The sequence below is a fragment of the Nonomuraea sp. NBC_00507 genome (assembly GCF_036013525.1).
Lineage (GTDB): Bacteria > Actinomycetota > Actinomycetes > Streptosporangiales > Streptosporangiaceae > Nonomuraea.
Genome location: NZ_CP107853.1, coordinates 12275155 through 12297387, shown reverse-complemented (window position 1 = coordinate 12297387; position 22233 = coordinate 12275155). Strand labels below are relative to the sequence as shown.

At 71.7% G+C, this 22233-nt stretch carries 15 protein-coding genes; 13 read left to right on the top strand and 2 right to left on the bottom strand.

Annotated features, from left to right (window positions below):
* Positions 1-14: 14 nt before the first annotated feature.
* The 5 genes from OHA25_RS58110 (at position 15) to OHA25_RS58090 (ending at position 6937) form a co-directional block, all read left to right on the top strand.
* Complete coding sequence (locus OHA25_RS58110) at positions 15-983, top strand: GlxA family transcriptional regulator (RefSeq protein WP_327585322.1); 969 nt, start codon at positions 15-17, stop codon at positions 981-983.
* Between the two features lie 31 nt (positions 984-1014).
* Entirely contained in the window at positions 1015-2865 is a 1851-nt protein-coding gene (locus OHA25_RS58105; protein WP_327585321.1) for a serine/threonine-protein kinase, read from the top strand.
* 19 nt (positions 2866-2884) lie between these two features.
* Positions 2885-5734 carry an AfsR/SARP family transcriptional regulator gene (locus tag OHA25_RS58100; protein ID WP_327585320.1) on the top strand — a complete coding sequence of 950 codons (2850 nt, stop codon included), beginning with the start codon at positions 2885-2887 and terminating at the stop codon, positions 5732-5734.
* 74 nt (positions 5735-5808) lie between these two features.
* Positions 5809-6402, top strand: a complete 594-nt coding sequence (locus OHA25_RS58095; protein WP_327585319.1) for a hypothetical protein — start codon at positions 5809-5811, stop codon at positions 6400-6402.
* On the top strand, positions 6386-6937 hold the full coding sequence (locus tag OHA25_RS58090; protein WP_327585318.1) for an OmpA family protein: 552 nt from the start codon (positions 6386-6388) through the stop codon (positions 6935-6937). The genes OHA25_RS58095 and OHA25_RS58090 overlap by 17 nt, the downstream gene beginning before the upstream one ends.
* Before the next feature lie 4 nt (positions 6938-6941).
* Here OHA25_RS58090 and OHA25_RS58085 read toward each other — a convergent pair whose 3' ends face one another.
* Positions 6942-8012 (bottom strand): S1C family serine protease, encoded by a 1071-nt coding sequence (locus OHA25_RS58085; RefSeq protein WP_327585317.1) that lies wholly within the window; start codon positions 8010-8012, stop codon positions 6942-6944.
* 126 nt (positions 8013-8138) lie between these two features.
* Here OHA25_RS58085 and OHA25_RS58080 point away from each other — a divergent pair, with 126 nt between their 5' ends.
* From OHA25_RS58080 to OHA25_RS58045, 8 genes are all read left to right on the top strand, one after another.
* A complete protein-coding gene (locus OHA25_RS58080) occupies positions 8139-9128 on the top strand; it encodes a hypothetical protein (protein ID WP_327585316.1) in 990 nt (329 codons plus the stop codon).
* Between the two features lie 69 nt (positions 9129-9197).
* Positions 9198-11456: an acyl-CoA dehydrogenase gene (locus OHA25_RS58075; protein ID WP_327585315.1), complete on the top strand. Its 2259-nt coding sequence runs from the start codon at positions 9198-9200 to the stop codon at positions 11454-11456.
* Between the two features lie 71 nt (positions 11457-11527).
* Positions 11528-13006, top strand: a complete 1479-nt coding sequence (locus OHA25_RS58070) for a hypothetical protein (RefSeq protein WP_327585314.1) — start codon at positions 11528-11530, stop codon at positions 13004-13006.
* A gap of 124 nt (positions 13007-13130) precedes the next feature.
* Entirely contained in the window at positions 13131-13262 is a 132-nt protein-coding gene (locus OHA25_RS58065) for a hypothetical protein (protein ID WP_260477562.1), read from the top strand.
* 86 nt (positions 13263-13348) lie between these two features.
* Entirely contained in the window at positions 13349-14563 is a 1215-nt protein-coding gene (locus tag OHA25_RS58060) for a glycosyltransferase family 4 protein (protein WP_327585313.1), read from the top strand.
* Positions 14560-18711 (top strand): alpha-(1->3)-arabinofuranosyltransferase domain-containing protein, encoded by a 4152-nt coding sequence (locus OHA25_RS58055; protein ID WP_327585312.1) that lies wholly within the window; start codon positions 14560-14562, stop codon positions 18709-18711. Before OHA25_RS58060 ends, OHA25_RS58055 begins: the two co-directional genes overlap by 4 nt.
* On the top strand, positions 18708-20558 hold the full coding sequence (locus tag OHA25_RS58050) for a hypothetical protein (RefSeq protein WP_327585311.1): 1851 nt from the start codon (positions 18708-18710) through the stop codon (positions 20556-20558). Before OHA25_RS58055 ends, OHA25_RS58050 begins: the two co-directional genes overlap by 4 nt.
* A gap of 5 nt (positions 20559-20563) precedes the next feature.
* A complete protein-coding gene (locus tag OHA25_RS58045) occupies positions 20564-21532 on the top strand; it encodes a DUF3068 domain-containing protein (protein ID WP_327585310.1) in 969 nt (322 codons plus the stop codon).
* Here the strand turns inward: OHA25_RS58045 and OHA25_RS58040 are convergent.
* A complete protein-coding gene (locus tag OHA25_RS58040; protein WP_327585309.1) occupies positions 21473-22213 on the bottom strand; it encodes a class I SAM-dependent methyltransferase in 741 nt (246 codons plus the stop codon). The two genes, OHA25_RS58045 and OHA25_RS58040, sit on opposite strands and share 60 nt — an antisense overlap.
* Between the last annotated feature and the right edge of the window lie 20 nt (positions 22214-22233).

Genomic DNA, 22233 nt, shown 5'->3' with positions numbered 1-22233 from the left:
CTACAGTCGGTCCCATGGACCGACGACGGGTCGTGGTGGTGGCGTACGAGGCGGCGGAGCTGCTGGAGATCGCCTCCATCACCACGACGCTGGAAAGCGCCAACTGGCACGGCGCGTTACCGTACTACGAGTATCGCGTCGCCACGCCCGGCGGTCACGCCGTCACCACCGCCACTGCGCTCATCCTGCAACCCCAGCTGACCCTGGAGCGGGTCACCGGACCGCTCGACACCCTCGTGGTGGCGGGCGGGATCGGCCACGAGGACGCCGCCGGCAACGCGCTGGTCGTCAGCCATGTCCGCCGGCTGGCCCGGGAGAGCCGCCGCGTGGCGTCCGTGTGCACGGGAGCGTTCGTCCTCGCCGCCGCCGGCCTGCTCGATGGGCGGCGCGCCACCACGCACTGGGATCAGGCGCGGCTGATGGCCAGCCGATACCCCGAGGTCGTCGTCGATCCGAATCCGATCTTCGTCCGCGACGGCAACGTCGCCACCTCCGCCGGCATCACCGCCGCGCTGGACCTCATGCTGGCCTTCGTCGAAGAGGACAACGGCCCCGAACTGGCCAGGACCGTGGCCAGGAACCTGGTCACCTACCTGCAACGCCCCGGCAACCAGGCGCAGATGAGCATGTTCGTCAGCCCTCCCTCGCCCGTCAACAGCCTGGTCAGGCGGACCGTCGAGCACATCACGGCCCACCTCGCCGACGACCTGTCCACGCTCACGCTCGCGGAGGCGGCCGGTGTCAGCGAGCGGCACCTCACCCGGCTGTTCCTCAAGCATCTGGGGCAGACGCCGGGCCGGTACGTCCGCCAGGCCCGCGCCGAGGCCGCCGCCCATCTGCTGGCCAGCACGTCGCTGCCGATCGCGTCTATCGCGGTCCGGTGCGGGTTCGGGACGGCGGAGACGCTGCGGCAGGCCTTCATCGACCGGTACGGCGTCCCGCCCTCCCGCTACCGGCTGACCCAGTCCTCAGCCGCCGGATGACCTCTGCGCTCACCTGGCTAATGTGTCTGGGATGAATGGTGACCGGCTCATAGGCGGGTACGCGCTGCGGCGCCTGCTCGGCCGGGGCGGCATGGGCGAGGTGCACCTCGCGGCCACGCCCACCGGCGGCCTGGCCGCCGTCAAGGTCATCAATCCCGAGCTGGCCCGCGACCCGGCGTTCCGGCGGCGGTTCGAGCGCGAGGTGGCGGCGGCCCGGCGGGTGGCCAGGTTCTGCACCGCGCCCGTGCTCGACGCGGGGATCGATGGGGACGTCGCCTATCTCGTCACGGAATACGTGAAAGGGCCGTCGCTGGCGGAGGTCGTACGCGATCAGGGGCCTTTGTCCGGTGGGAACCTGGAGGCGCTGGCGGTCGGGATCGCCACCGCGCTGAGCGCGATCCACGGGGCCGGGGTGATCCACCGCGACCTGAAGCCCTCCAACGTGCTGCTCTCGCCGCTCGGGCCGCGTGTGATCGACTTCGGCATCGCCCAGCTGGTGGACCACGACAGCCTGGCCAGCCAGGCGATTCTCGGCACGCCTGCGTTCATGGCGCCCGAACAGGTGCGCGGCGAGGTGCTGACGCCGGCTGCCGACGTCTTCGCCTGGGGTGGGGTGATCGCGTTCGCGGGGACCGGGCGGTTGCCGTTCGGGGGCGGGGCGCCTGGTGAGGTGCTGTACCGGATCATGCAGGAAGTGCCGCGGCTGGACGGGCTGGACGAGGGGATCAGGGAGGTGGCGTCGCGGGCGCTCGCCAAGGACCCCCGCCTCCGGCCCACCGCCCAGGGACTGCTCTCCGAGCTGGTCGGCGGCACCCGCCTGGCCACGGCCACCGAGGTAGTAGAACGTACGTGGACCGGCACCTCCACGACCTTCCCGGCCGCCGCTGCGCCGACTCCCGGCGCGCGGCCGTCCGATGCGCCCGCCCTCGGCGCGCGGCCTTCCACCGGCGCAGGGCTGGGCAGCACTCGGTCGGCCGGTACGCAGGAGGGAGGTGCACAGGTGGGTGGCGCCCAGCCCACCAGCGCGCCCCCCTCCGGCGTCGGACCTGTCGACGCGCCCGCCTCCGGCGCATGGCCCTCCGTCGGCGCAGGGGCAGGCCTCGCGCGGTCGGGCAATGCGCAGTCGAGCGGTGTGCAGTCGGGCGGTGCGCAGTTGGACGACCGGTACTCCATGGCGCGGGCCGCAGGGGACGGGGGGCGGGACTCGGTGTTGGGGGCGGGTGGGGCACCGACCGGCGGACGGCGGAGGCGGCGGTGGCCGTGGGTCGCCGGTGCCGCCGTGGCGGCCCTGGTGGCCGGAGCGGCGCTGGCCGTGCCCGCGCTCCGGCAGGAGACCTGGCCGTACGAGGCGGACTTCGCCGACGCCTGGGCGGTCGGCACGTCGGAGGGCGGCAGCGCACGCCAGGCGGGCACCGGTTACGAGTTGACCGTCAACCCCGGCTGGCGCCTGTGGAAGTCGGCGCCCCGGCAGGAGCCCGGCGGCGGCGTGATCGTCAGCACGAAGGCCACCCTGACTCAGGGAAGCGGGGAGTACGGTGTGTGGTGCCACGGCTCGGCCGGCTCCGGATACCGCTACGAGTTCGCGGTGACCGGCTCGGGAAAGATCACGATCGTCAAGCGCCGCACGGGCACGCGCGGCACGACCCTGCACGGCCCGGCCGACGAGCCCGTCACCGCCGTCAACCGCATCGTGGCCGAGTGCGCCAGAAGCGGGAACAAGGTGACGTTGCGCATGTGGCTGAACGAGCGCCTGGTCGCCGAGGCGTCCGACGCCGACGCCCCGTACACCCCGGACGAGGCAGGCGTGCACGCCGCCGCCGGCGCCACCGCCTCCGCACGCGTCCGCTTCGACTCGTTCACCCTCAGGCCGGTGGGCCGGTGACGTGCCGGTCGAGGGGTGAGTGAGGGTGCGGTTCGGCGTGCTGGGGCCGCTGCGGGTCGACGGAGGCCGGGCGCCGGGACCGGCCAAGCACCGTACGTTGCTGGCCGCGCTCCTGCTGTCCGCCCCCGAGCGGGTGCCCGTGGAGCGGCTCATCTCCGTGGTCTGGGACGACCGGCCGCCGGCGTCCGCGGAGTCGGTGCTCAGGGTGTACGTCAGCGCGCTGCGCAAGCTGGTCGACGGCATCCGTACGGTTCCCGGCGGCTACCTGATCGAGGTCGTGCCGGACGACGTCGACTGCCACCGGTTCGAGCGACTGGTCGCCGCGGCGCGGCAGGCCAGGGCGGCGGGTCAGGTCGCGGAGGCGGCGGACGGGTTCCAGACGGCGCTGGGGTTGTGGCGGGGGCAGGCGCTGGCCGACATCGAGTCGTCGTCGTTGCGCCGGGCGCACGCCGTACCGCTGGAGGAGTTGCGCCTGACCGCGCTGGAGGAGCGCGTGGAGCTGGACCTGCGGCTGGGCAGGGGCGCTGAGGTGATCGGCGAGCTGCGGGCGCTGGTCGGCGCGCACCCGCTGCGGGAACGCGCCTGGGTGCGCCTCATCGAGGCCCTCCACCAGGCGGGACGCCGGTCGGAAGCGCTCGGCGCCTACCAGGACGCGCGCCGGACGCTGGTCGAGGAGCTGGGCCTGGAGCCCGGCGCCGACCTGATCGCCGCCCAGCAGCGGGTCTTGTCCGACGCCGCCCCGCAGCCATCACATGACGACCCCTCGTGGCCGGCGCACGGAGGCCATCAGCCGCCGGACGGTGTGGGTCTGGGGGTGGCGATCGACGGCGGGCGGCGTGCCGGTGCGGTGAGTGATGAGCTGCCGCCGGACATTTCCGACTTCGCTGGGCGGCAGGAGGCACTTGGCTGGATTCACCGGACCGCCCGCGAGCAGGCGCAGGCGGCACCCGTGCACCTGGTCCTGCACGGCCCGCCCGGCTGCGGGAAGTCGGCGCTGGCCGTGCATGCCGCCACCGGGATCGATCTCCCGGACGGCCGACTCTACGCCGCGCTCGGCGCCCGGCCGCCCAGCGCCGTGCTGGAGGATCTGCTGCGCTCGCTCGGCTGCCCGGACGGCGCGGTGCCTCCGGCGCTGGACGATCGCGTACGGCTCTACCGCACCATGACGGCCCGCAGACGGCTGGTGGTGGTGTTGGACGACGCCGCCGACGAGGCCCAGGTACGCCCCCTGCTGCCGACCGGGCCGGGCAGCCTCACCCTGGTGACCAGCCGGTCGTCCTTGCCGGGGTTGGAGGCGGCGCGGGCGTACGAGCTGGGTGTGCTGGAGGAGGACGAGGCCGTAGCCATGCTCGGCGGAGTGGCCGGGCACGAGAGGGTCCTCGCCGAGCCCGAGGCCGCCCGGCGCATCGTCCGCCTCTGCGGTCACTTGCCGCTGGCCCTGCGTATCGCCGGGTCCCGGCTGGCCAGGAAGCCGGGCTGGACGCTCGAGCACCTGGCCGGCCGCCTCGGGGACGAGCGGCGCAGGCTCGACGAGCTGAGCGCGGGCGACCTGGCCGTACGCGGCAGCCTGGCACTCGGCTACCGCGGCCTGCCCGATTCCGAACGCCGGCTGCTGCGCGAGCTCGGCGCGTGGTCCGCACCCGACTTCGCCTCCTGGGTGCTCGGCGCGGAGCTGGAGCCGCTGGCGGAGGCCGGGTTGCTGCAGTCGCGCGGGCTTGACGAGGCCGGCCAGGAACGCTACGGCTGGCACGACCTGACCAGGCTCTACGCCGCCGAGCGGCTGGCCGAGGAGGACGGCGGCCCGGGCGGCGTGCTGGCGGTGCGGGCGGAGGCGATCGTGGAGCGTACCCGCCAGGCCCGGGCGGCCCTGCTGCCTGCCGAGCCCGGCACCGGCCGCACCGAGGTCCACCGTCCCGACCATGACCCGCCGGGGAACCATGCCCCGGAAACCGGATCGGCGGGAGGACCGCCGGTGGACCCGGCCCTGGAAACCGGGTGGTTGCGCCAGGAGGCGCGGTGGTTGAGCGCCGAACGCCGCTTCCTCGTCGCGACCGTCGACGACTTCTACCGGGCCGGCCTGTACGAGGCCGCCTGGCGGCTGGCCTTCTACCTGACGCCGCTGTTCGAGCTGGGCGCCCACCACGACGACTGGCACGCGACCACGGCGATCGGCTTGGACGCGGCCAGGGCGGCGGGCCATCGGCAGGGAGAGGCGCTCCTGCTCCGGGGCCTGGCCGACCTGCATAGGGCCGAAGGCCGCACGGAGGCGGCCGCGGCGGCCCTGCGAGCGGCCCAGCCACTGGCTGAAGGGCTCGAACTGGCCAGGATCACGCTGAGGCTCGGCCTCGTCCAGACACTCCAATCCCAGCCCCGCCCCGGGTCCACGCACCCGTCGCCGCAGGTGGCGCAGGCCGAGCAGGCCTTCGTGCGGGCGCTGAGCGCGTTCGAGGAAGCCTGCGACCGGCGCGGCCGGGCGGATGCGCTGCGAGCGCTCGGTGCCCTGCGCCAGGATGAGCCGCTGCTGCGGGAGAGCCTGGCCGCGTACCGGGATCTGAGAGATCCACGCGGCGCGGCGGAGGCGCTGCTCGTCCTGGCCGCGGTGGCGCGGGCGGAAGGAGCCCTCGACGCCGCCGCGAGCGCCGCCCGTGAGGCGCTGGAGACGTTCACGCAGTACGGCGACCGCAGGAACGCCGCGCAGGCCCTCATGCTGGTAGCCCGCACCGCTCTGGACAGTGACGATACTGATGGTGCTGTTGATGCTCTTGTGCGTGCTATGGGAGAGTTTGACGGTCTCGGCGACCAGGAAGGCAAGGCCGAGGCCGTACGGCTCGCACAGGAGGCTCGCAGGCGACGTGGTCAGCGCATATAGCGGACTATGCGGATCCTGAAGGTCGCGTCCCTAGGGTGAGAGCCACATCCCCGAACGACGAAGGTGATCACATCATGCGAAGGACGATCGCGCTGGCCGTCGCGGCCGCGAGCTCCGTCGCGCTGGCGGGCTGCGGAATGCTTCCGGGCCAGCAGGGCGGCGGTGGCGAGGAGAGGCAGTCGCAGGCCGTCTCGGACGAGCAGGCGACACCCACTCCCAAGGAGGCCCAGGAGCAGCAGACCGCGCCCGCGCAACAAGACCAGGTGATCGCAGCCCGCGAGACCAAGGTGGGCGGGGGCACGTTCGGCAAGGCCCGTGTCGAGATCACCGCACTCAAGCGCCAGGGCAGGATCGTCAGTCTCAACTGGACGGTCACCGCGACCGACGGCAAGGTCAACGTGCACAACGGCCTGGGCACCGCCGCGCTGGACTTCACGGTCTCCGGCGTCTCCCTGATCGACCCCGTCAACGCCAAGCGCTACCGGGTCGCCCGCAACGGCACCGGCGAGGACGCCGAATGCGTGTGCTCCGGCACCCAAGGCCAGTTCCTGGAGGAGGGCGAGGCGTCCACGCTGTACGCCGTCTTCGCCGCGCCGCCCGCGGACGTCACCAAGATCAACGTTGAGATGCCCAAGTTCGGCGTGTTCACCGATGTTCCGATCTCTTAGCCTGGCCGTCGCCCTCGTCCTGTCCCCGACCCCGGCGCCGAGCGTGCCGGAGCTCCCATCCGACGCCACCGGTCCGGTCGAGAACCTGGTCCTGCCCGTCGAGGACATCATCGGCGAGGTCGAGTCGATGGACGGCACCGAGAGCGAGACCAAGCAAGGCCGCCAGGTGACGGTCGCGTTGACCAGCGACGTGCTGTTCCCGCTGAACAAGTGGCAGCTGACCGCCAAGGCCCGGCAGCGGCTGCGGCAGGTGGCGGAGAAGGTCAACGCCGAAGGCGCGGGTGGCGTGGTCAAGATCGAAGGGCACACCGATGACCAGGGGAGCGACGCCTACAACGTCGCGTTGTCGCGGCGCCGGGCGCAGGCCGTGCAGCAGGCCATGCGTGGGCTCCTGACCGGCCAGGGCATGACACTCCAGACCGGCGGGTACGGCGAGAGCCGGCCCAAGCTGCCCAACATCGTGCAGGGCAAGCCGGTGGAGAAGAACCGGGCCAAGAACCGCCGCGTGGAGATCGTCTTCACCGCCAAGCAGTGATCGGTCAGTCGCCCGGGAGCTCCCCCAGCGTCACGTTGAGCGTCTGTTGGGCGCCGGCCCGCATCACCGCCACCCGGGCCTGGTCGCCCGGTTTGAGAGTGGTGAGGATCTCGGACAACTCAGCCATGGTGGGCGTCTTCTTGTCGTTGACCGACACGATCATGTCACCGGGCCGGATGCCCGCCTTCTCCGCGCCACTGCCCGGCTCCACTCCGACCACGCCCACCCCGCTGGGCTCGTCGTCGGGACCGACGACGGTGCGGCCCCTGATGCCGAGCGCGGCCCGGCGGGTGTTGGTGACCTTGCCGTTCTTGACGATCTGGCCGGCGATGTCGGTGGCGGTGTTGCTCGGGATCGCGAAACCGATGCCGGGTGCGGCGCCGCCGCCCAGCTCCGGGTCTCTGGCGGCGAGCGTGGGGATGCCGATCACCTGGCCGGACAGGTCCACGAGCGCGCCGCCGCTGTTCCCCGGGTTGATCGCGGCCGAGGTCTGGACCGCGCCCGCGATCGTGGCGCCGGGGGAGCCGGGGTTCTCCGGCTCGGTGACGGTACGTCCGACCGCCGAGACGATCCCATTCGTCACGCTGCCGGACAGACCGAGCGGGTTGCCCATGGCGAGCACGATCTGCCCGACCCGCAGCTTGGAGGAGTCCCCGAACTTGGCCGGCCGCAGCCCGTCGGGCTTGTCCACCTTGATCACCGCCAGGTCGCCGGCGGCGAAGGAGCTCACCAGGCGGGCGGGGCGGGGCGCGCCTCCGGTGGCGATCGTGACGTTCATCTGCGTGGCCTGCCCGACCACGTGGGCGTTGGTGACGATGTGCCCTTGAGAGTCGAAGACGATGCCGGAGCCGAGTCCGGCCTTGGTGTTGATCTGCACGATGGAGGGCAGGACATCCGTGATCACCTGCTCGTACGCCGCCTCCAGCGACTGCGCCGGGCCGGCGGCCGTCGCCGTCGGTGATGGCGACGGTGACGTGGCCGTGGGCGAGGCGGTGCCGGTCGTGGTGATCGTGCCGCAGCCGGTGAGCAGCACGGCAAGCAGTCCCGCGATGATCTGCCTGATGGGCTCCCTCATGGCAGGTCCCTGCCCAGCTCAACTGGAAAGATACGCTTCACGGAATATCCGCTGACCGTACAGAATTAGATTCTGCAGGGGGAGTAGGGGAATTATCCCTCTCTGTAGTGACGTAACCTCAAGGCCATGGCGGACGTCGGCGACCAGAAACCTTCCTTCGATTCACCCACCACCCCGTTCCGCAAGGTCGTCCTGCCTGCGGAGGAGACGATCAGGATCCCTCGCCCTCCGGCGCCGGGGAATTCTGTGCCGATCAAGCCCTCGACCCCGCCCCCGGCCGGGCCTCCCATCCAGCCGCCGGTGCAGCCGCCACCCTTGCCGCCCATGCCGCCGGTGCTGCCGCCCGAGCCCCCGGCCCGCCGCATCGGGGACCTGCCGATCAAGGTCGTCTACCTGTTCGGCGCCATCCTCGCCACCGTCCTGGCGGTCGGGCTGATCTTCGTGGTGTTCTCCGGGGACGTGCCGACCAACAACCAGCCGGGCGAGCAGGTCGTCCGCGTCGCCCCCATACCGACGGCGTCGGCCACGCCCACGGCGGCCTCGCCCAGCCCGACCGTCAGCGAGAGCCCGATCGTGTTGCCGCCGGTGCCGGAGAGCAAGGCGTACAAGAACCTTTCGGGCACGGCGTCCGTGGTCACCGGCACCATCACGGACACCAAGTCCGGGATCAGCTATCCGCGGCTGGCTTCGCCGTGGAAGGCCAGGTCCTACCCGCCGTACTCGATCGCGCAGCGGATCGGCAAGGTCGAGATGCCGTTCACGCTGATCGCCTCGGCGATGTATCCCGGCGAGTCGCCCGAGAAGAAGCCCAGCTCGGACGCCGACTACCGGGAGATCGCCACCCAGGCCGTCCGCTGGAGCATCCGCACCCAATACCCCAAGGGCGCCACGGTCGAGTGGACCGCCTCCAAGAAGATCCCGCTCGGCAAGGGCTGGACGCTCGGCTACAAGGTGACCTACACCAACGACGGCGAGCAGGAGGTCGCGCAGGCCATGGTGACGGTGGTCGAGGTGGGCAAGACCAAGCCGGCGATGCTCATGGCCTCGATCCCCGAGTCGAACAAGGCACGCTGGCGCGATCTGAACACCCTCGCCCTGCAGGTTCGCCCGCTCTAGCCAGGGAGTCAGAAGCATCCTCTAGAATATGGTTCTGGGCATGACTCGGACCTGGCTGGAGGATGAGCAATGGCGATCGGGTTGAGCGAGGAGCATGAGGCGCTCCGCGAGTCGGTGAGCGGCTGGGCCGAGCGGAACATCCCCTCGGAGCTCGCGCGCGCCGGTTCGGACGGGCGTCCGCCGTTCTGGGCCGGCCTCGCCGAGCAGGGGCTGCTCGGCCTGCACGTGCCCGAGGAATACGGCGGCTCCGGCTACGGGCTGCTGGAGACGGCGGTGGCCGTCGAAGCCCTGGCCGAGCGCGTGGCCCCCGGCCCCTATGTGCCGACCGTGCTGGCCAGCGCCGTGATCAACGTGTCGAAGCGTCCTGAGCACCTCGAATCCTTCGCCGACGGCACCCGCACCGGCGCCGTCGCGCTGGCCGGCGACTTGCATGGCACCCTTGCCGAGGACGGCTCCCTCGTCGTCTCCGGCACGGCCGAGCCCGTGCTCGGCGGCTCGCTCGCCGACGCGCTGGTGTTGCCGGTGGCCACGGCCGAGGGCGAGGAGTGGATCCTCATCGACGCTTCCTCCGCCACGGTCACCGAGATCAAGTCCCTCGACCTGACCAGGCCGGTGGCCAAGGTCGAGCTGTCGGAGGTGGCCGTGCCCGCCGAGGGCATCCTGGGCGGCGTCCAGGCCTCCGACGTACGCAACCTCGCCGCGATCCTGCTCGGCGCCGAGGCCACGGGCCTGGCCTCCTGGTGCCTGTCCGCCGCGGCGGACTACGCGAAGGTCCGCGTGCAGTTCGGCCGCCCGATCGGGCAGTTCCAGGGCATCAAGCACAAGCTCTCCCGCATGCTGGTCGCGCTGGAACAGGCGCGCGCCACCGTCTGGGACGCCACCCGCGCCGCGGAGCGGCGAGCCGGGCCGGAGAGAGCGGGGGCTTTCAGCCCGATGCCAACGGAGGCCCGAGGGAGCGCGACCATCAGCACAGCCAAGGAGCTGGACTACGCCGCCGCCATCGCCGGCGTGATGGCCCCCGACGCAGCGGTCCAGTGCGCCAAGGACGCCATCCAGACGTTCGGCGGCATCGGCTACACCTTCGAGCACGACGTGCACCTTTACTACCGCCGCGCGCTCACCCTGCGCGCCCTGCTCGGCTCGTCGGCCGAGTGGGCCGCCACGGTGGCCTCGCTGGCGCTCCAGGGCGTCTCCCGCGACATGGAGATCGACCTGCCGGAGGACGCGGAAGAGCTGCGCGAGGGCATCCGCGCCGAGATCGCGGAGATCGCCCGGCTCGAGGGCAAGGAGCAGAAGCGGGCGCTGGCCGCGCGCGGCTTCGTCATGCCCCACCTGCCCAAGCCGTGGGGCCGCGACGCCAAGCCGCTGGAGCAGGTGCTGATCGCGCAGGAGCTCAAGGCCGCCAAGGTTCGCACACCCGCGCTGATCATCGGCGCGTGGGTGGTGCCGTCCATCGCCGTGTACGGCACCCCCGAGCAGCAGGAGCGTTTCCTGCCCAAGACGCTCAGCGGTGAGATGATCTGGTGCCAGCTGTTCTCCGAGCCCGGTGCGGGGTCCGACCTGGCCTCGCTGCAGATGAAGGCGGAGAAGGTCGAGGGCGGCTGGAAGCTCACCGGGCAGAAGATCTGGACCTCGGTCGCCCACGTGGCCGAGTGGGGCATCTGCATCGCCCGCAACTCCAGCGAGGGCACCAAGCACGAGGGCATCACCTACTTCCTGGTCGACATGAAGGCCCCCGGCGTCACCGTCAGGCCGCTGACCGAGATGACCGGCGAGAACCTGTTCAACGAGGTCTTCCTCGACGACGTCTTCGTCTCCGACGACCTGGTCGTGGGTGAGGTCGGCCAGGGCTGGAAGGTCGCCCGCAACACGCTGTCCAACGAGCGTGTCTCGCTGTCGTCCGGCTCGGGTGGCACCGGCGCGTCCGTGCCCGACCTGCTCGGCCTCATCGGGCGGCTCGGCCGCGAGCTGACGCCGGCCGAGGCGCAGACGGTGGCGGCGGTCGTCTGCGAGGGCCACTCGATCAACGCGCTCTCGCTGCGGGTCACGCTCAAGCAACTCGCGGGGAACGAGCCGGGCGCGGACGCCTCCGTACGCAAGCTGTTGTCCACCTCCCACGCTCAGCACGTCTCCGAGACGGCCGTGGAGTTGCTGGGCGCCGCCGCCACGACGGCGGCCGACGCCAGGCTCGGCGACGCCGGCTACTGGACCCGGGCGGTGCTGGCCACCAGGGCCATGACGATCTACGGCGGCACCACGGAGGTGCAGCTCAACATCATCGGCGAGCGGATGCTCGGCCTGCCGAGGGACCCTGAGCCCGGCAAGTAACGCATGTGACGCTACGGCGGCTACGCTCCCCTGTGCCTGGAATGTCCGGGGCAGGGGAGAGGCGGTGCTCGGTGACTGTCGACCGGTCGTCACCCGCGCTCCTGGGTGTGGTGCTGGCGGTGCTGGCGCTGGGGCCCGCCTTGGGCTGGGGGCTGGTGCTCCGCTACGACCTGCTCTTCGTGCCCGACCCGCCGCTCCTGCCCGACAGCGGCGGCTTCCCCCGTGCCGTGCCCAGCGATCTGGTGGTGGCGCTGCTGTCCCAGGTGCTGCCCGTGGAGATCGTGCAGAAGGGCATGCTGGTCGCGATCTTCGTGCTGGCCGCGACCGGCGCGGCGGCGCTGGTGCCGCCGGAGCGCAGGCTGGCGCGGCTGGCCGCGGCCGCCTGCTACGCGTGGAACATCTATCTCGCGCAGCGGCTCATGCTCGGCCAGTGGGCGCTGCTGCTCGGCGTGGCCGGCCTGCCGTGGGCGGTGCGGGCCGTGGGCACGCACTGGACCCGGCTCGCCCTGGCGCTGCTCCCCGCGGCGATCGGCGGGTTCCAGGCCATGCTGGTCTCGGCGCTCACCCTGATGCCGATCGCCGTCACGCGCCGCGCAGTGCCGGTGGTCGCCGCGATCCTGATCGTGTTCAGCCTGCCCTGGGCGGTTCCGGCGCTGACCTCGGGCGCGGTGACGGACCCGGCGGGGGTCGACGCGTTCGCGGCGCGCGCCGACGGGCCCTTCGGCGTCGTGGGCAGCCTGCTCTCCCTGGGTGGCATCTGGAGCGCCGACGCCGGGCTGCCCGGCCAGGAGTCGTGGTGGCTCGCCACCGCGCGCCTGCTCCTGGTCGCGGTGGGCGTCTTCGGCTACGTACGGCTCCGCGCCGCCCAGGACCGGCCGGCGTGGTGGGGCGGGCTGGCCGTGGCCGCGGCGGCCGGGCTCTGCCTGGCGGCGCTGGGGGCGTTCACGGCCGGCCGCGAGGCGCTCAAGTGGCTCATCGCCCTCTGGCCGGGATTCGGGCCGCTGCGCGACGGCCAGGTCTATCTCGCGCCGCTCGCCCTCCTGGTCGCGGTCGGCCTGGCCGCGGCCTTGAAGGAGGGGGCGCCCGCACTGGTCGGGATCGTGGCGCCGGTGCTGGTGCTGCCCACGCTCGCGTTCGGGGGGTTCGGGCGGCTGGCGGCGGTCACGTACCCGCAGGACTGGACGGCCGTGCAGCGGATCGTCAACGCCGACCCCGTCCCCGGAGCGCTGCTGTCGCTGCCCTGGGGCGCGCACCGTGCCTTCGCCTGGAACGGCGGCCGGATCGTGCTGGACCCGGCCACGAAGCTCTTCGCGCGCCGGGTCGTCTGGGACGACACGCTGTACGTCGGGCTGCCGGACGGCAGCCGGTTGCGGGTGCGCGGCGAGGACCCGCTCAACCGGCACGCAGGCGAGCTCCTGGCCGCCGGTGATCACGCTCGGCTGCCCGTCAGGTACGTCCTGGCGCCGGCAAGTCAGAACGGGTTCCTGCTTGAGGTGGACGGCTTCAAGACCATTTTCCGCGGCCAAGAACTCCACTTGCTGCGGCGTTGACCCGGCGTTTCGTGATATACCAGAGAGTAACTTGCTTTATCACGGTTTGACCAATCTTATGGATTCAAGCCGGAACACGTTCTAGTCTCGGCACACTGCGCCACCGATCGGAAGGAGTGCTCTGTTGTTGCGACTTCTCGTGGCCTTGGCCATCGGAGCTCTGCTGGCGGTTGGTGCATCCGTTGCCGTGGTCAATGTGGCGTCACCTTCGCTGACCCCGCCGAACCAGCCGCTCTACAACTACGGCACCAGGTGATCCTCCCCGCTTGACGGGGCCATACCAGCTCAGCAGCACGGAGTGTGGCTCCGTCATGCCCGCATGCCAGCTGACGAGGAGTGACGGTGGTCTTTACCGGTGAGCACCGGGCCGAGGCGGCAGGCCTGGCAGCGCTGACCTCTTCCTCGGGGGACGAGCAGCCGCTCGCCGGGGTCCGCGTCGCCATGCTGAATTTTCGCGAGCCCCGGCAGTCGACCGCCGGCGGCGCAGAGGAGTACGCCTGGCAGGTCAGCCGGTTCCTGCTGGCCCAGGGAGCCTCGGTCGTCTTCGTGACCGGCCGCCAGCGGGGGCAGCGCCCCGCCGAGGCACTGGAAGGCATCCAGGTGCGGAGGATGGGCAATCCCTATCTGGTCTACCTGCTGGTGCCGCTCTGGCTGCTGTTCCACCGGCGCTCGGTCGACATCGTGATCGACACGATGAACGGCATCCCCTTCTTCTCGCCGCTCGTGGTACGCCGCCGCACCCCCGTGGTCTGCCTCGTGCACCACGTCCACGACCGGCAGTTCCACGCCTTCCTCCCGCGGTGGCTGGCCAGGATCGGCTGCTTCATCGAAGGGCCGGTCGCACGGATGCTCTACCGCCGCTGCCTGACGATCACCGTCTCCGAGTCGTCCAAGCAGGGACTGGTGGAGAAGCTCCGCTGGCTCGCGCCGGTCACCATCGTGCCCAACGGCTGCGCCGCGCCCGAGGGCGGGCCGCCGGAGCCCGGCCATGGCGACCCCGCGATCGTGTACGCCGGGCGCCTGGTCGGGCACAAGCGCATCGAGCGGGTCGTCGACCTGGCCGCCGATTTGCACGCCGCCTGGCCGCGGCTGACCGTGCACGTCATCGGGCGCGGACCCGAGCAGGGCCCGCTGACCAGGCAGGTCGCGGGCAAGGGGCTGTGCGGGCGGGTCGTGCTGCACGGATTCCTGCCAGAGGAGCGCAAGAACGCGCTGCTCGCCGCCGCGCGGCTCAATGTGACGGCCTCGGAGTTCGAGGGCTGGGGGCTGACCGTGATCGAAGCCGCCGCGCTCGGGGTGCCGACGGTGGCCTACGACGTGGCGGGGCTGCGCGACTCCGTACGCCACGGCGTCACCGGATGGCTCGTGCGTGAGGGGGAGACCCTGCCGGACGTCGTCGAACGCGCGCTCAAGGAGTTGTCGGACCCGGCCCGCCGGACAGAGGTGGCCGACGCCTGCCGCGCCTGGGCGCGGGAATTTACGTGGGCTCGAACGGGGGCTAGCATAACCGGACTTATCCTGGCAAAACTCCAAGATTGCGGCGGAGCCTATCAGTGACCCAAGCCTCGCCTGGACTCCGGGGGGAGCTCGCGGAGTCCACCGCCGAGAGCTACGAGACACGGATCAGACACAGGCTGCGATTGCTCGCATCCTGCCTCCTGCTCGGCGCCATCGCGTTCAACACCTCAACCGAGAAGATCATCCCCGAGACCAAGCTCGACATGGCGGTCAACCCGCTGGGCTTCCTCGGCCGGGCCCTGCACCTCTGGGACGGCGCCTATTTCGGCCACCTGCAGAACCAGGCCTACGGCTACCTCTTTCCGATGGGCCCGTTCTACGCGCTGGGCCTCGAACTCGGCATGGAGGCCTGGACGGTCCAGCGGTTGTGGATGTCGCTGGTGTTGTGCACCGCGTTCCTCGGCGTGGTCCAGCTGGCCCGCGCGTTCGGCATCGGCGGCCCGCTCACCCGCGTGCTCGCCGGCTTCGTGTACGCGCTCGCGCCGCACGCCCAGGCGCTCATCGGCATCAACTCCTCGGAGTTCCTGCCCAGCGCCGTCCTGCCGTGGATTGTTCTCCCCCTGGTCAAAGGGGCCAGACGGGAGTTGTCACCGCGCCGGGCGGCCGCGTTGTCCGCGCTCGCCTTCCTCTTCTGCGGCGGAGTCAACGCCGTGGCCGAGGCCGCCGTCCTCGTCGTCCCGCTGTTGTACCTGCTCACCAGGCGCGGCGGGCTGGAGAAGTGGCGGCTGACCGCATGGTGGCTGGCGCTCATTACATTGGCGTCGATGTGGTGGGCCGCCCCGCTGCTGACGCTGGGCGGCTACATCTTCTCCTTCCTGCCCTTCATCGAGACGGCCAGCGCGACGACCAGCGTCACGTCGCTGGTCAACGCGCTGCGCGGGACGTCGAGCTGGCTCAGCTTCCTGACGGTGGACGGGCAGACCTGGCTGCCCGACGCCAACCAGCAGTCCACGGTCCCGTGGCTGATCGTGGTCACCGCGGCCGTGGCGGCGCTCGGCTTCGCCGGCCTCACCCTCCGCAGGCTCCCCGAGCGGTCATTTCTCCTGATCAGTGTGCTGTGCGGCGTCGCCGTCATCACGACGGGCCACCCGGGCACGCCCCACCACGAGCTCATGGTCGAGTTGCTGGACGGCCCGCTCGCCGTCTTCCGCAACCTGCACAAGTTCGACGCTCTGGTCAGGCTGCCCGTGGCGCTCGGCGTCGCCGGGCTGCTGTCCCTGGTCCGGCTGCGCTGGCGCACGCCGCTGACCGTCGCCGCCGCCGGGCTGATGGGGTTGTCGACCCTGCCCATCCTGTACGCGGGGCTCGCGCCGACCGGCGGCTTCACCGCGATCCCCGACTACTGGAAGCAGACCGTCTCCTGGCTGGGGCGCAACGCCGGAGACGGGATGGTCCTGGCCGTGCCCGGCGCCAAACGTGGTGAGTACCTCTGGGGGCGGCCCCTGGACGAGCCGCTGCAGGCGCTCTCGCAGGGCCGCTGGGCCACGCACACCATCGTGCCGTGGGGGTCGGCCGGCATCTCGCGGCTCATGGCCGCCATCGACGAGCGCCTGTCCGCCGGCGAGGGGTCGGCGGGGCTCACGGCCACGCTGCGCCGCATGGGAGTGACGTACCTGGTGGTGCGCAACGACCTGGATCGCGCCACCATCGGCACGGCCTGGCCGATCCGCGTGCACCAGGCACTCGAGGACTCGCCCGGCATCTCGCTCGCCGCCCAGATGGGGCCCGGCGTCGGCATCGGCCAGTACGGCAAGGCGGCCGCCTGGGTGGACCAGCCCTACCACGCGGTCGAGATCTACAAGGTCGCGGACGCCGCACCGCTGGTCGGCACCGTCGAGGCCACCCGCCCGCTCCGCGTGGGAGGCGCCCCCGAGGCCCTGCTCGACCTGGCCGAGCAGGGCCTCCTGGACGACGACCGCCCGGTCCTGCTCAACGACGACCAGGGCCAGGTCCAGGTGCCCGCCGGCGACACGGTGCTGACCGACACCCTGCGCCGCCGCGAGCTCTCCTACCCCGACCTGCGCCGCAACGCCAGCGCCACGCTCACCGCCGACGAGCAGCTCCGCGGCAACCTGCCGTCGAACGACATCCTCGATCCCGGATGGGAGAAATACCTGGCCACGGCGACGCTCACCGGGATCGCGAAGGTCACGGCATCCAGCTCCGAGGCCGATGTCACGGCATCCCCACGCTCCAGGGAGCCCGGCCGTCAGCCCTTCGCCGCCCTCGACGGCGACCGGCGGACCAGCTGGCGGTCCACGGGCTGGAACGGCGCGGTCGGCGAGTGGCTGGAGGTCACCTTCACCCAGCCTCTGACGGTCGCCACGATCAAGGTGACCTTCGAGAACGCGCCCATCGGCCCCCCGCCCAGTGAAGTGGCGGTGGAGACCGACACCGGCTCGCTGCGCCAGCGGGTACGCGCCACCGCGGACCCGCAGGAGCTGGCGGTGCCGAGTGGCCCGATCAGCCGCTTGCGCGTGAAGGTCACCGCCACCGGCTACGAGCCGCAGAGCAGGCTCGGCAGCCGCGTCGGGATCACCGAGCTGACCATCCCCGGCGTCCAGGCCGGACGGTCGATCACCGTGCCCGACCCGGGCGTAGGCTCGGGCGAGCCGGTCTCGGTCGCGGTCAGCAGGACCGGTGACGTCCCCGGATGCGTCAAGGGCTCCGTCGCCTGGAGCTGCGCCAAGGGCCACGAGGTCCTCGGCGACGACGGCAACGGCTTCGACCGTTCGTTCACCGTCAGGAAGGACGGCTCGTACGCCGTCTCCGGCCGTGCGGTGCTCACCGAGCGCACCGCCATCGAGCGGCTCAGCACGCTGCCCGGCGACGCCATAAAGGTGCAGGCGTCCTCGACCGCGGTCGAGCACGGCGCTGCCGCCGGCCGGTGGGCGTTCGACGGGGACCCGAAGACCGCCTGGTTCGCCGATCCGCTCGACCCGCGGCCCACGCTGAGCGTCGAGCTGGCCCGCAGGACGCGGCTGTCGCAAATCCGCGTCGTCACACCCGACTCCTACCTCGGCGCCCCTCCCATCCGGGTGACGATCCGGGCCGAGGGCGGGGTGCGGCAGAGCTGGGTGGGCAAGGACGGCCTCATCCGTTTCCCCGCCATGGACGCACAGAAGGTCAAACTGGAGTTCGGCGCGTCCGGCGGCCGCTCCATCGAGATCAGCGACCTCGCCTTCCCCGGGGTGCGCCCGCTCGGCGCGCTGACCGGCTTCCCGCTCAGGATGCCCTGCGGGTTCGGCCCGACGCTCACCATTGACGGCGACACCGTGCACACCGAGGTCGTCGATGGCACGCTCAACGACGTGGTCATCGGAAAACCCATCACGTTCAGGAGTTGCGAGCCGCAGCGGCTCGCGGCCGGTCAGTCCCGCATGTCCGTACGCCCTGGAGAGTCCTACCGCATCGAGTCCGCCATCGTCAGCCCCCAGCCGGGCGTCCGCGCCGCCGCCCTGGACATGAACCCCGTGGACATGAACGACGTCGCCGTGCAGTCGTGGGACGCCGCCGAGCGCGTGGTCAAGGTCGGCGTCACCGTCGACTCCTACTTGGTCGTCAACGAGAACTTCAACGCCGGGTGGCGGGCCAAGCTGGGGGCGGTCGAGTTGAAACCCGTCCGGCTCGACGGCTGGCGGCAGGCGTGGTTCCTGCCCGAGTACACCGTGGGCACCGTCACGCTCACCTACGAGCCCGACGGCGCCTACCGGGCCGGGCTGGCCGCGGGCGGCGCCCTGGCGCTGCTGGTGGCGCTCCTCGCCCTGGCGAGAACGGGCCTGCCCCCGCGGCACCTGGCGCCGATCCGGCCCGCTCGCCTGCGCCCGGCCCATGTCCTGCCCTTCGCCGTCGCCCTGGGGTTCTGGGTCGGCGGACCGGCTGGCGCGGGCGTCGTCGGCGTGGTCTGTGCGCTCGGAACCCGGTTGCGCCCGCTGCGCGAGGCCGAGCACGGGCGCCTGCGGACCCGCGGGCGCCTCCTGCTGGGCCCGCCGGCCGGTGTCGCCCTCTACCTGGCCGCCGCGGTGCTGGTCGCCGCGGGTGTGGGCGGTCTGTGGCCGCAGCTGCTCTGCCTGCCTCTGCTGGCGCAGCTGCTCGCCGAGGTCCCCGCCAGGCGGGCGCCGGCCAAGCGGATCGAGATCCCCGTACCCGTCGCCGCGGGCGGCCCGACCATGACGAGCGTGTCATGACCGAGACCACCAAGCCGCGCACCGGGTTCGCCCTCACCATCCCGGGGCCGATGGCCCGCAGCGCCGGGGCGGCGTCCCGGTGGGCGCGGCGACACGGCGTCCTGCTGGTCGCGCTCGTGCTCATCGGCGCGGTCATGGCGTGGAAGGCAGCCATCCTCCAGAGCTCCTACTTCAAGGAGGACGACTTCGAGTTCGTGGCCAGGGCGATGGAGAACGATCTCTCCTTCGACTACCTGACCCGGATCCACTTCGGCCAGTTCATGCCGGGCGGTTTCCTGCTGGCCTGGCTCACGTCCAGGCTGGAGCCCTTCGGCTGGGGGTACGCGGCCGGCGGGATCCTGGTGCTGCACGCCTGTGCCGCCCTCGCCGTCCTGCGGATGCTCCGCGTCGTGTTCGGCGAGCGGTCGGCGATCCTCGCGCCGCTCCTGGTCTTCCTCGTCGCGCCGATCACCGTGCCGGCGCTCGTGTGGTGGGCGGCGGCGCTCAACACCGTCTTCCTGCAGATCGCCCTGCCCATGGCGATCGCCTCGCACTGGCTGCACCTGCGTACCGGGCGGCTTCGGCACGCTGTGGCCGCGGCGTTGTGGGTGCTGTTCGGGCTGCTCGGCTTCGTCAAGGGGTTCGCTCTGCCGCTGGTGCTGCTCGCGCTGACGGTGATCTATCACGGCGGTCTGCGCGCCGCGCTACGCAAGTACGTGGTCGCCTGGTCGATGTACCTGCTCGTGCTGGTGGGTTTCGGGGCTCTCTATGTGTATCGGGCGCTCTCGTCGCCCAACACCGGAGGACTGCCGATCTTCGACCAGGCCGCGGGATTCCTGTGGGAGCTGCTCGGCAAGACCCTTGCCACCACCGTGCTCGGCGGCCCATGGCGGTGGTTCGCCGGCGGCGACTGGGGAGTGGCCTCGCCGCCGCTGCCGGTGGTGATCGCCTCCCTCGTCACCCTCGTGGCCCTGGTGGCGGTCACCGCGTACTACCGCAGGCGGGCGGGTCTGGCCTGGGCGCTGTTGCTTGGGTACGTGCTCGTGGCCGACGCTCTGCCGGTGTTGTGGGGCCGGGTTCACCTGCTCGGCTCGTTCGCCGGCACGGACACGCGGTACGTCGCCGACGCCGTACCGCTGATCGCGCTGGTCGTCGGGCTCGTGCTGCTACCGCTTCCCGGTGAGGCGGAGCCGTACCGGAGGATGCTGCCCGGCAGGGAACGGGTGAGCGGGATCTGCGGGGCGGCGCTCGGCCTGTTCGTGGGCGCGTCGCTGGTCACGGTCACGCTCTTCACCGGCTACCTGGGCGCGGACCGGCGCTACCACTACATCGAGAACGCACGGGCCGACCTGGTCAAGGCGGCGCCCGGCACCGTGATCTACGACCGGCTCGTGCCGTCCGACGTGCTGCCGGCGAGCTACAAGACCTACAGCCTGACCTCCAGGGTGCTGGGGGCCATGGCCACACCTCAGCTCAGGGCCAGAATGCAGGCGCCACCCGCGGCGCTCGACGGCATGGTCTTCGACGACCAGGGCCACCTCCGGCCCGCGGACGTCCAAGGAATCCCGCTCGTCCCGGCGACGCGGGACCGGTGCTGGCCGGTCACCAACGGAACCGTGCAGGTGCCGCTGGACAACCGCGTCAGCCGCCTGGAGGGAACCCTGGTCAAGCTCGGGTACGCCGCCCGCGCGGACACGAAGATCACGTTCTGGATGGGCGAGCGCGCCGTTGACGTGGAACTGCGCTCCGGCCTGGGCAAGGTGTTCATGCTCGCCGAGCCGGGCGCCGACCGCATCGTCGTGCACGACATGCCGCCGGGCGTCTGCATCGGCGACGTGACGCCGGGACAGGCGGTGCCGCGACCGTGAACGTCATGAGCCGCAGGAACCTCGCGCTGGTGCTGGCCGGCGTGGGCGCCTTCCTGCTGACGCTCATCCCCCTGACCCGCCTGTACGTGTACGGCCAGCTGCTCAAGGCGCCGCTGGAGCAGCAGAGCATGACCCGGTCGGTGGCGGAGTCTGCGACCTACCTGGACCCGGCCACGATGCGGCCAGCGGCGGGGGAGTTGGTGCAGACCCGGTGGCTGATCGGCGATGTGCTGGCCGGTGACGACGACCGCGCGGTGTGGGGCGAGTCGATCTCCATGGCCACGCGGGACGGCGAGCGGCTGGACTACCACGAGCGGCGCCTCGCCTTCGACCGCCGCACCGGCGCCATTGTCAACTGCTGCGGCGAATACCTGGACGAGGACACCTCGATCGAGCAGTCGGGACAGGCGTTCCGCTGGCCCTTCAACGCCCAACGCCGCGACTACACGCTGTTCGACCTGCGGCTGCGTCAGCCGGTCACGGCCGCGTTCGACGGGGTGGAGCGGGTGCGCGGCGTCGAGACCTACCGCTACGTCCAGCGCACACCGCGCCGGCTCGTCCCCGGCGAGACCGCGCCGCTGCCGCGTCACCTTCTGGGGCTGCCGGGCAAGGGCGACGTCGGTCTGGGCCGGTACGCCGAGATCCGCCGCACGTACTGGGTGGAGCCGATCAGCGGCCAGCCGATCAAGACACTGGACGAGGTGGAGGAGACGCTGGTCACGGCCGACGGGCGGGGCCGGCTGACCGCGCTGGAGGCGGCGTTCCGCACCACCGAGACCGACGTCGTGGCGGCGCTGAACACCGCGGCCGCCTACCGCCGCTGGATCCTGCTGCTGGGAACGGTCGCGCCGGTGGGCGGCGGCGCGCTCGGCGCCGGCTGTGTGGTGACCGCCATCTGGCTCATGCGGCGGCGCTCACCTGCGGCGCAGGACGAGGAGCAGGTTCCAGGTGACCAGCTCGCGGATGCCAGGTAGGTGGACGACATGCCGGGCCCAGCGGGGATGGTAGCGAGGGATCGCATCAAGGATCTCCGCGTCGCGGCACCGGCGGGCCCAGGCCAGCGGCTTGGCCACCCCGATGGCGTACATGCTCTCGCCGTAGACGTTCTTGGGCGTCTTGCCGTGCCTGCGCGCGTACCGCCGGGCGGCGTAGTGGCCGCCCAGGTAGTGCCAGGGAGAGGTCTCGTGGCCGCCCCACGGCCCGAGCCAGACGGTGTACGACAGATAGACGATCCCGCCGGGACGGGTGACCCTGACCATCTCGTCCGCCATCCTGAGCGGGTCGGGGACGTGCTCAAGCACGTTCGACGAGAAGCACACATCCACCGAGCCCGTGGCGAGGGGCAAGTCCAGGGCGCTGCCCAGGATCGAGTCCCGCGGCGGCACCCCGTCGCGCAGGCGCATCTCCCCGGCGTCGCAGTCCACGCACAGAGGCCGGGCGCCGACGGCACGCAGCGCGTCGGCGAAGTAACCGGGGCCGCCCCCCACGTCGGCCACCGTGGCGCCGGCCAGATCCGTGTAGGTCGCCAGCTGGGCGACCGTGTCACTGGCCAGGGTGCCGTAGAAGAAATCCGGATCGCTCTGCTCCAGGCGGAAGGCACGCAGCAACCGGACGGATCTGCCGAGATCCGCTCGGAAGGGTTCGGGGGTGTCCACGGCGCGGAGCTTACTGCAGC

Excerpts from the sequence above, each read along its gene's own strand:
- OHA25_RS58110 (WP_327585322.1), top strand. The coding sequence starts at position 15 with ATGGACCGACGACGGGTCGTGGTGGTGGCGTACGAGGCGGCGGAGCTG.
- OHA25_RS58050 (WP_327585311.1), top strand. The coding sequence starts at position 18,708 with ATGACCGAGACCACCAAGCCGCGCACCGGGTTCGCCCTCACCATCCCG.
- OHA25_RS58095 (WP_327585319.1), top strand. The coding sequence starts at position 5,809 with ATGCGAAGGACGATCGCGCTGGCCGTCGCGGCCGCGAGCTCCGTCGCG.
- OHA25_RS58045 (WP_327585310.1), top strand. The coding sequence starts at position 20,564 with ATGAGCCGCAGGAACCTCGCGCTGGTGCTGGCCGGCGTGGGCGCCTTC.
- OHA25_RS58090 (WP_327585318.1), top strand. The coding sequence starts at position 6,386 with ATGTTCCGATCTCTTAGCCTGGCCGTCGCCCTCGTCCTGTCCCCGACC.
- OHA25_RS58075 (WP_327585315.1), top strand. The coding sequence starts at position 9,198 with ATGGCGATCGGGTTGAGCGAGGAGCATGAGGCGCTCCGCGAGTCGGTG.
- OHA25_RS58080 (WP_327585316.1), top strand. The coding sequence starts at position 8,139 with ATGGCGGACGTCGGCGACCAGAAACCTTCCTTCGATTCACCCACCACC.
- OHA25_RS58085 (WP_327585317.1), bottom strand. The coding sequence starts at position 8,012 with ATGAGGGAGCCCATCAGGCAGATCATCGCGGGACTGCTTGCCGTGCTG.
- OHA25_RS58105 (WP_327585321.1), top strand. The coding sequence starts at position 1,015 with ATGAATGGTGACCGGCTCATAGGCGGGTACGCGCTGCGGCGCCTGCTC.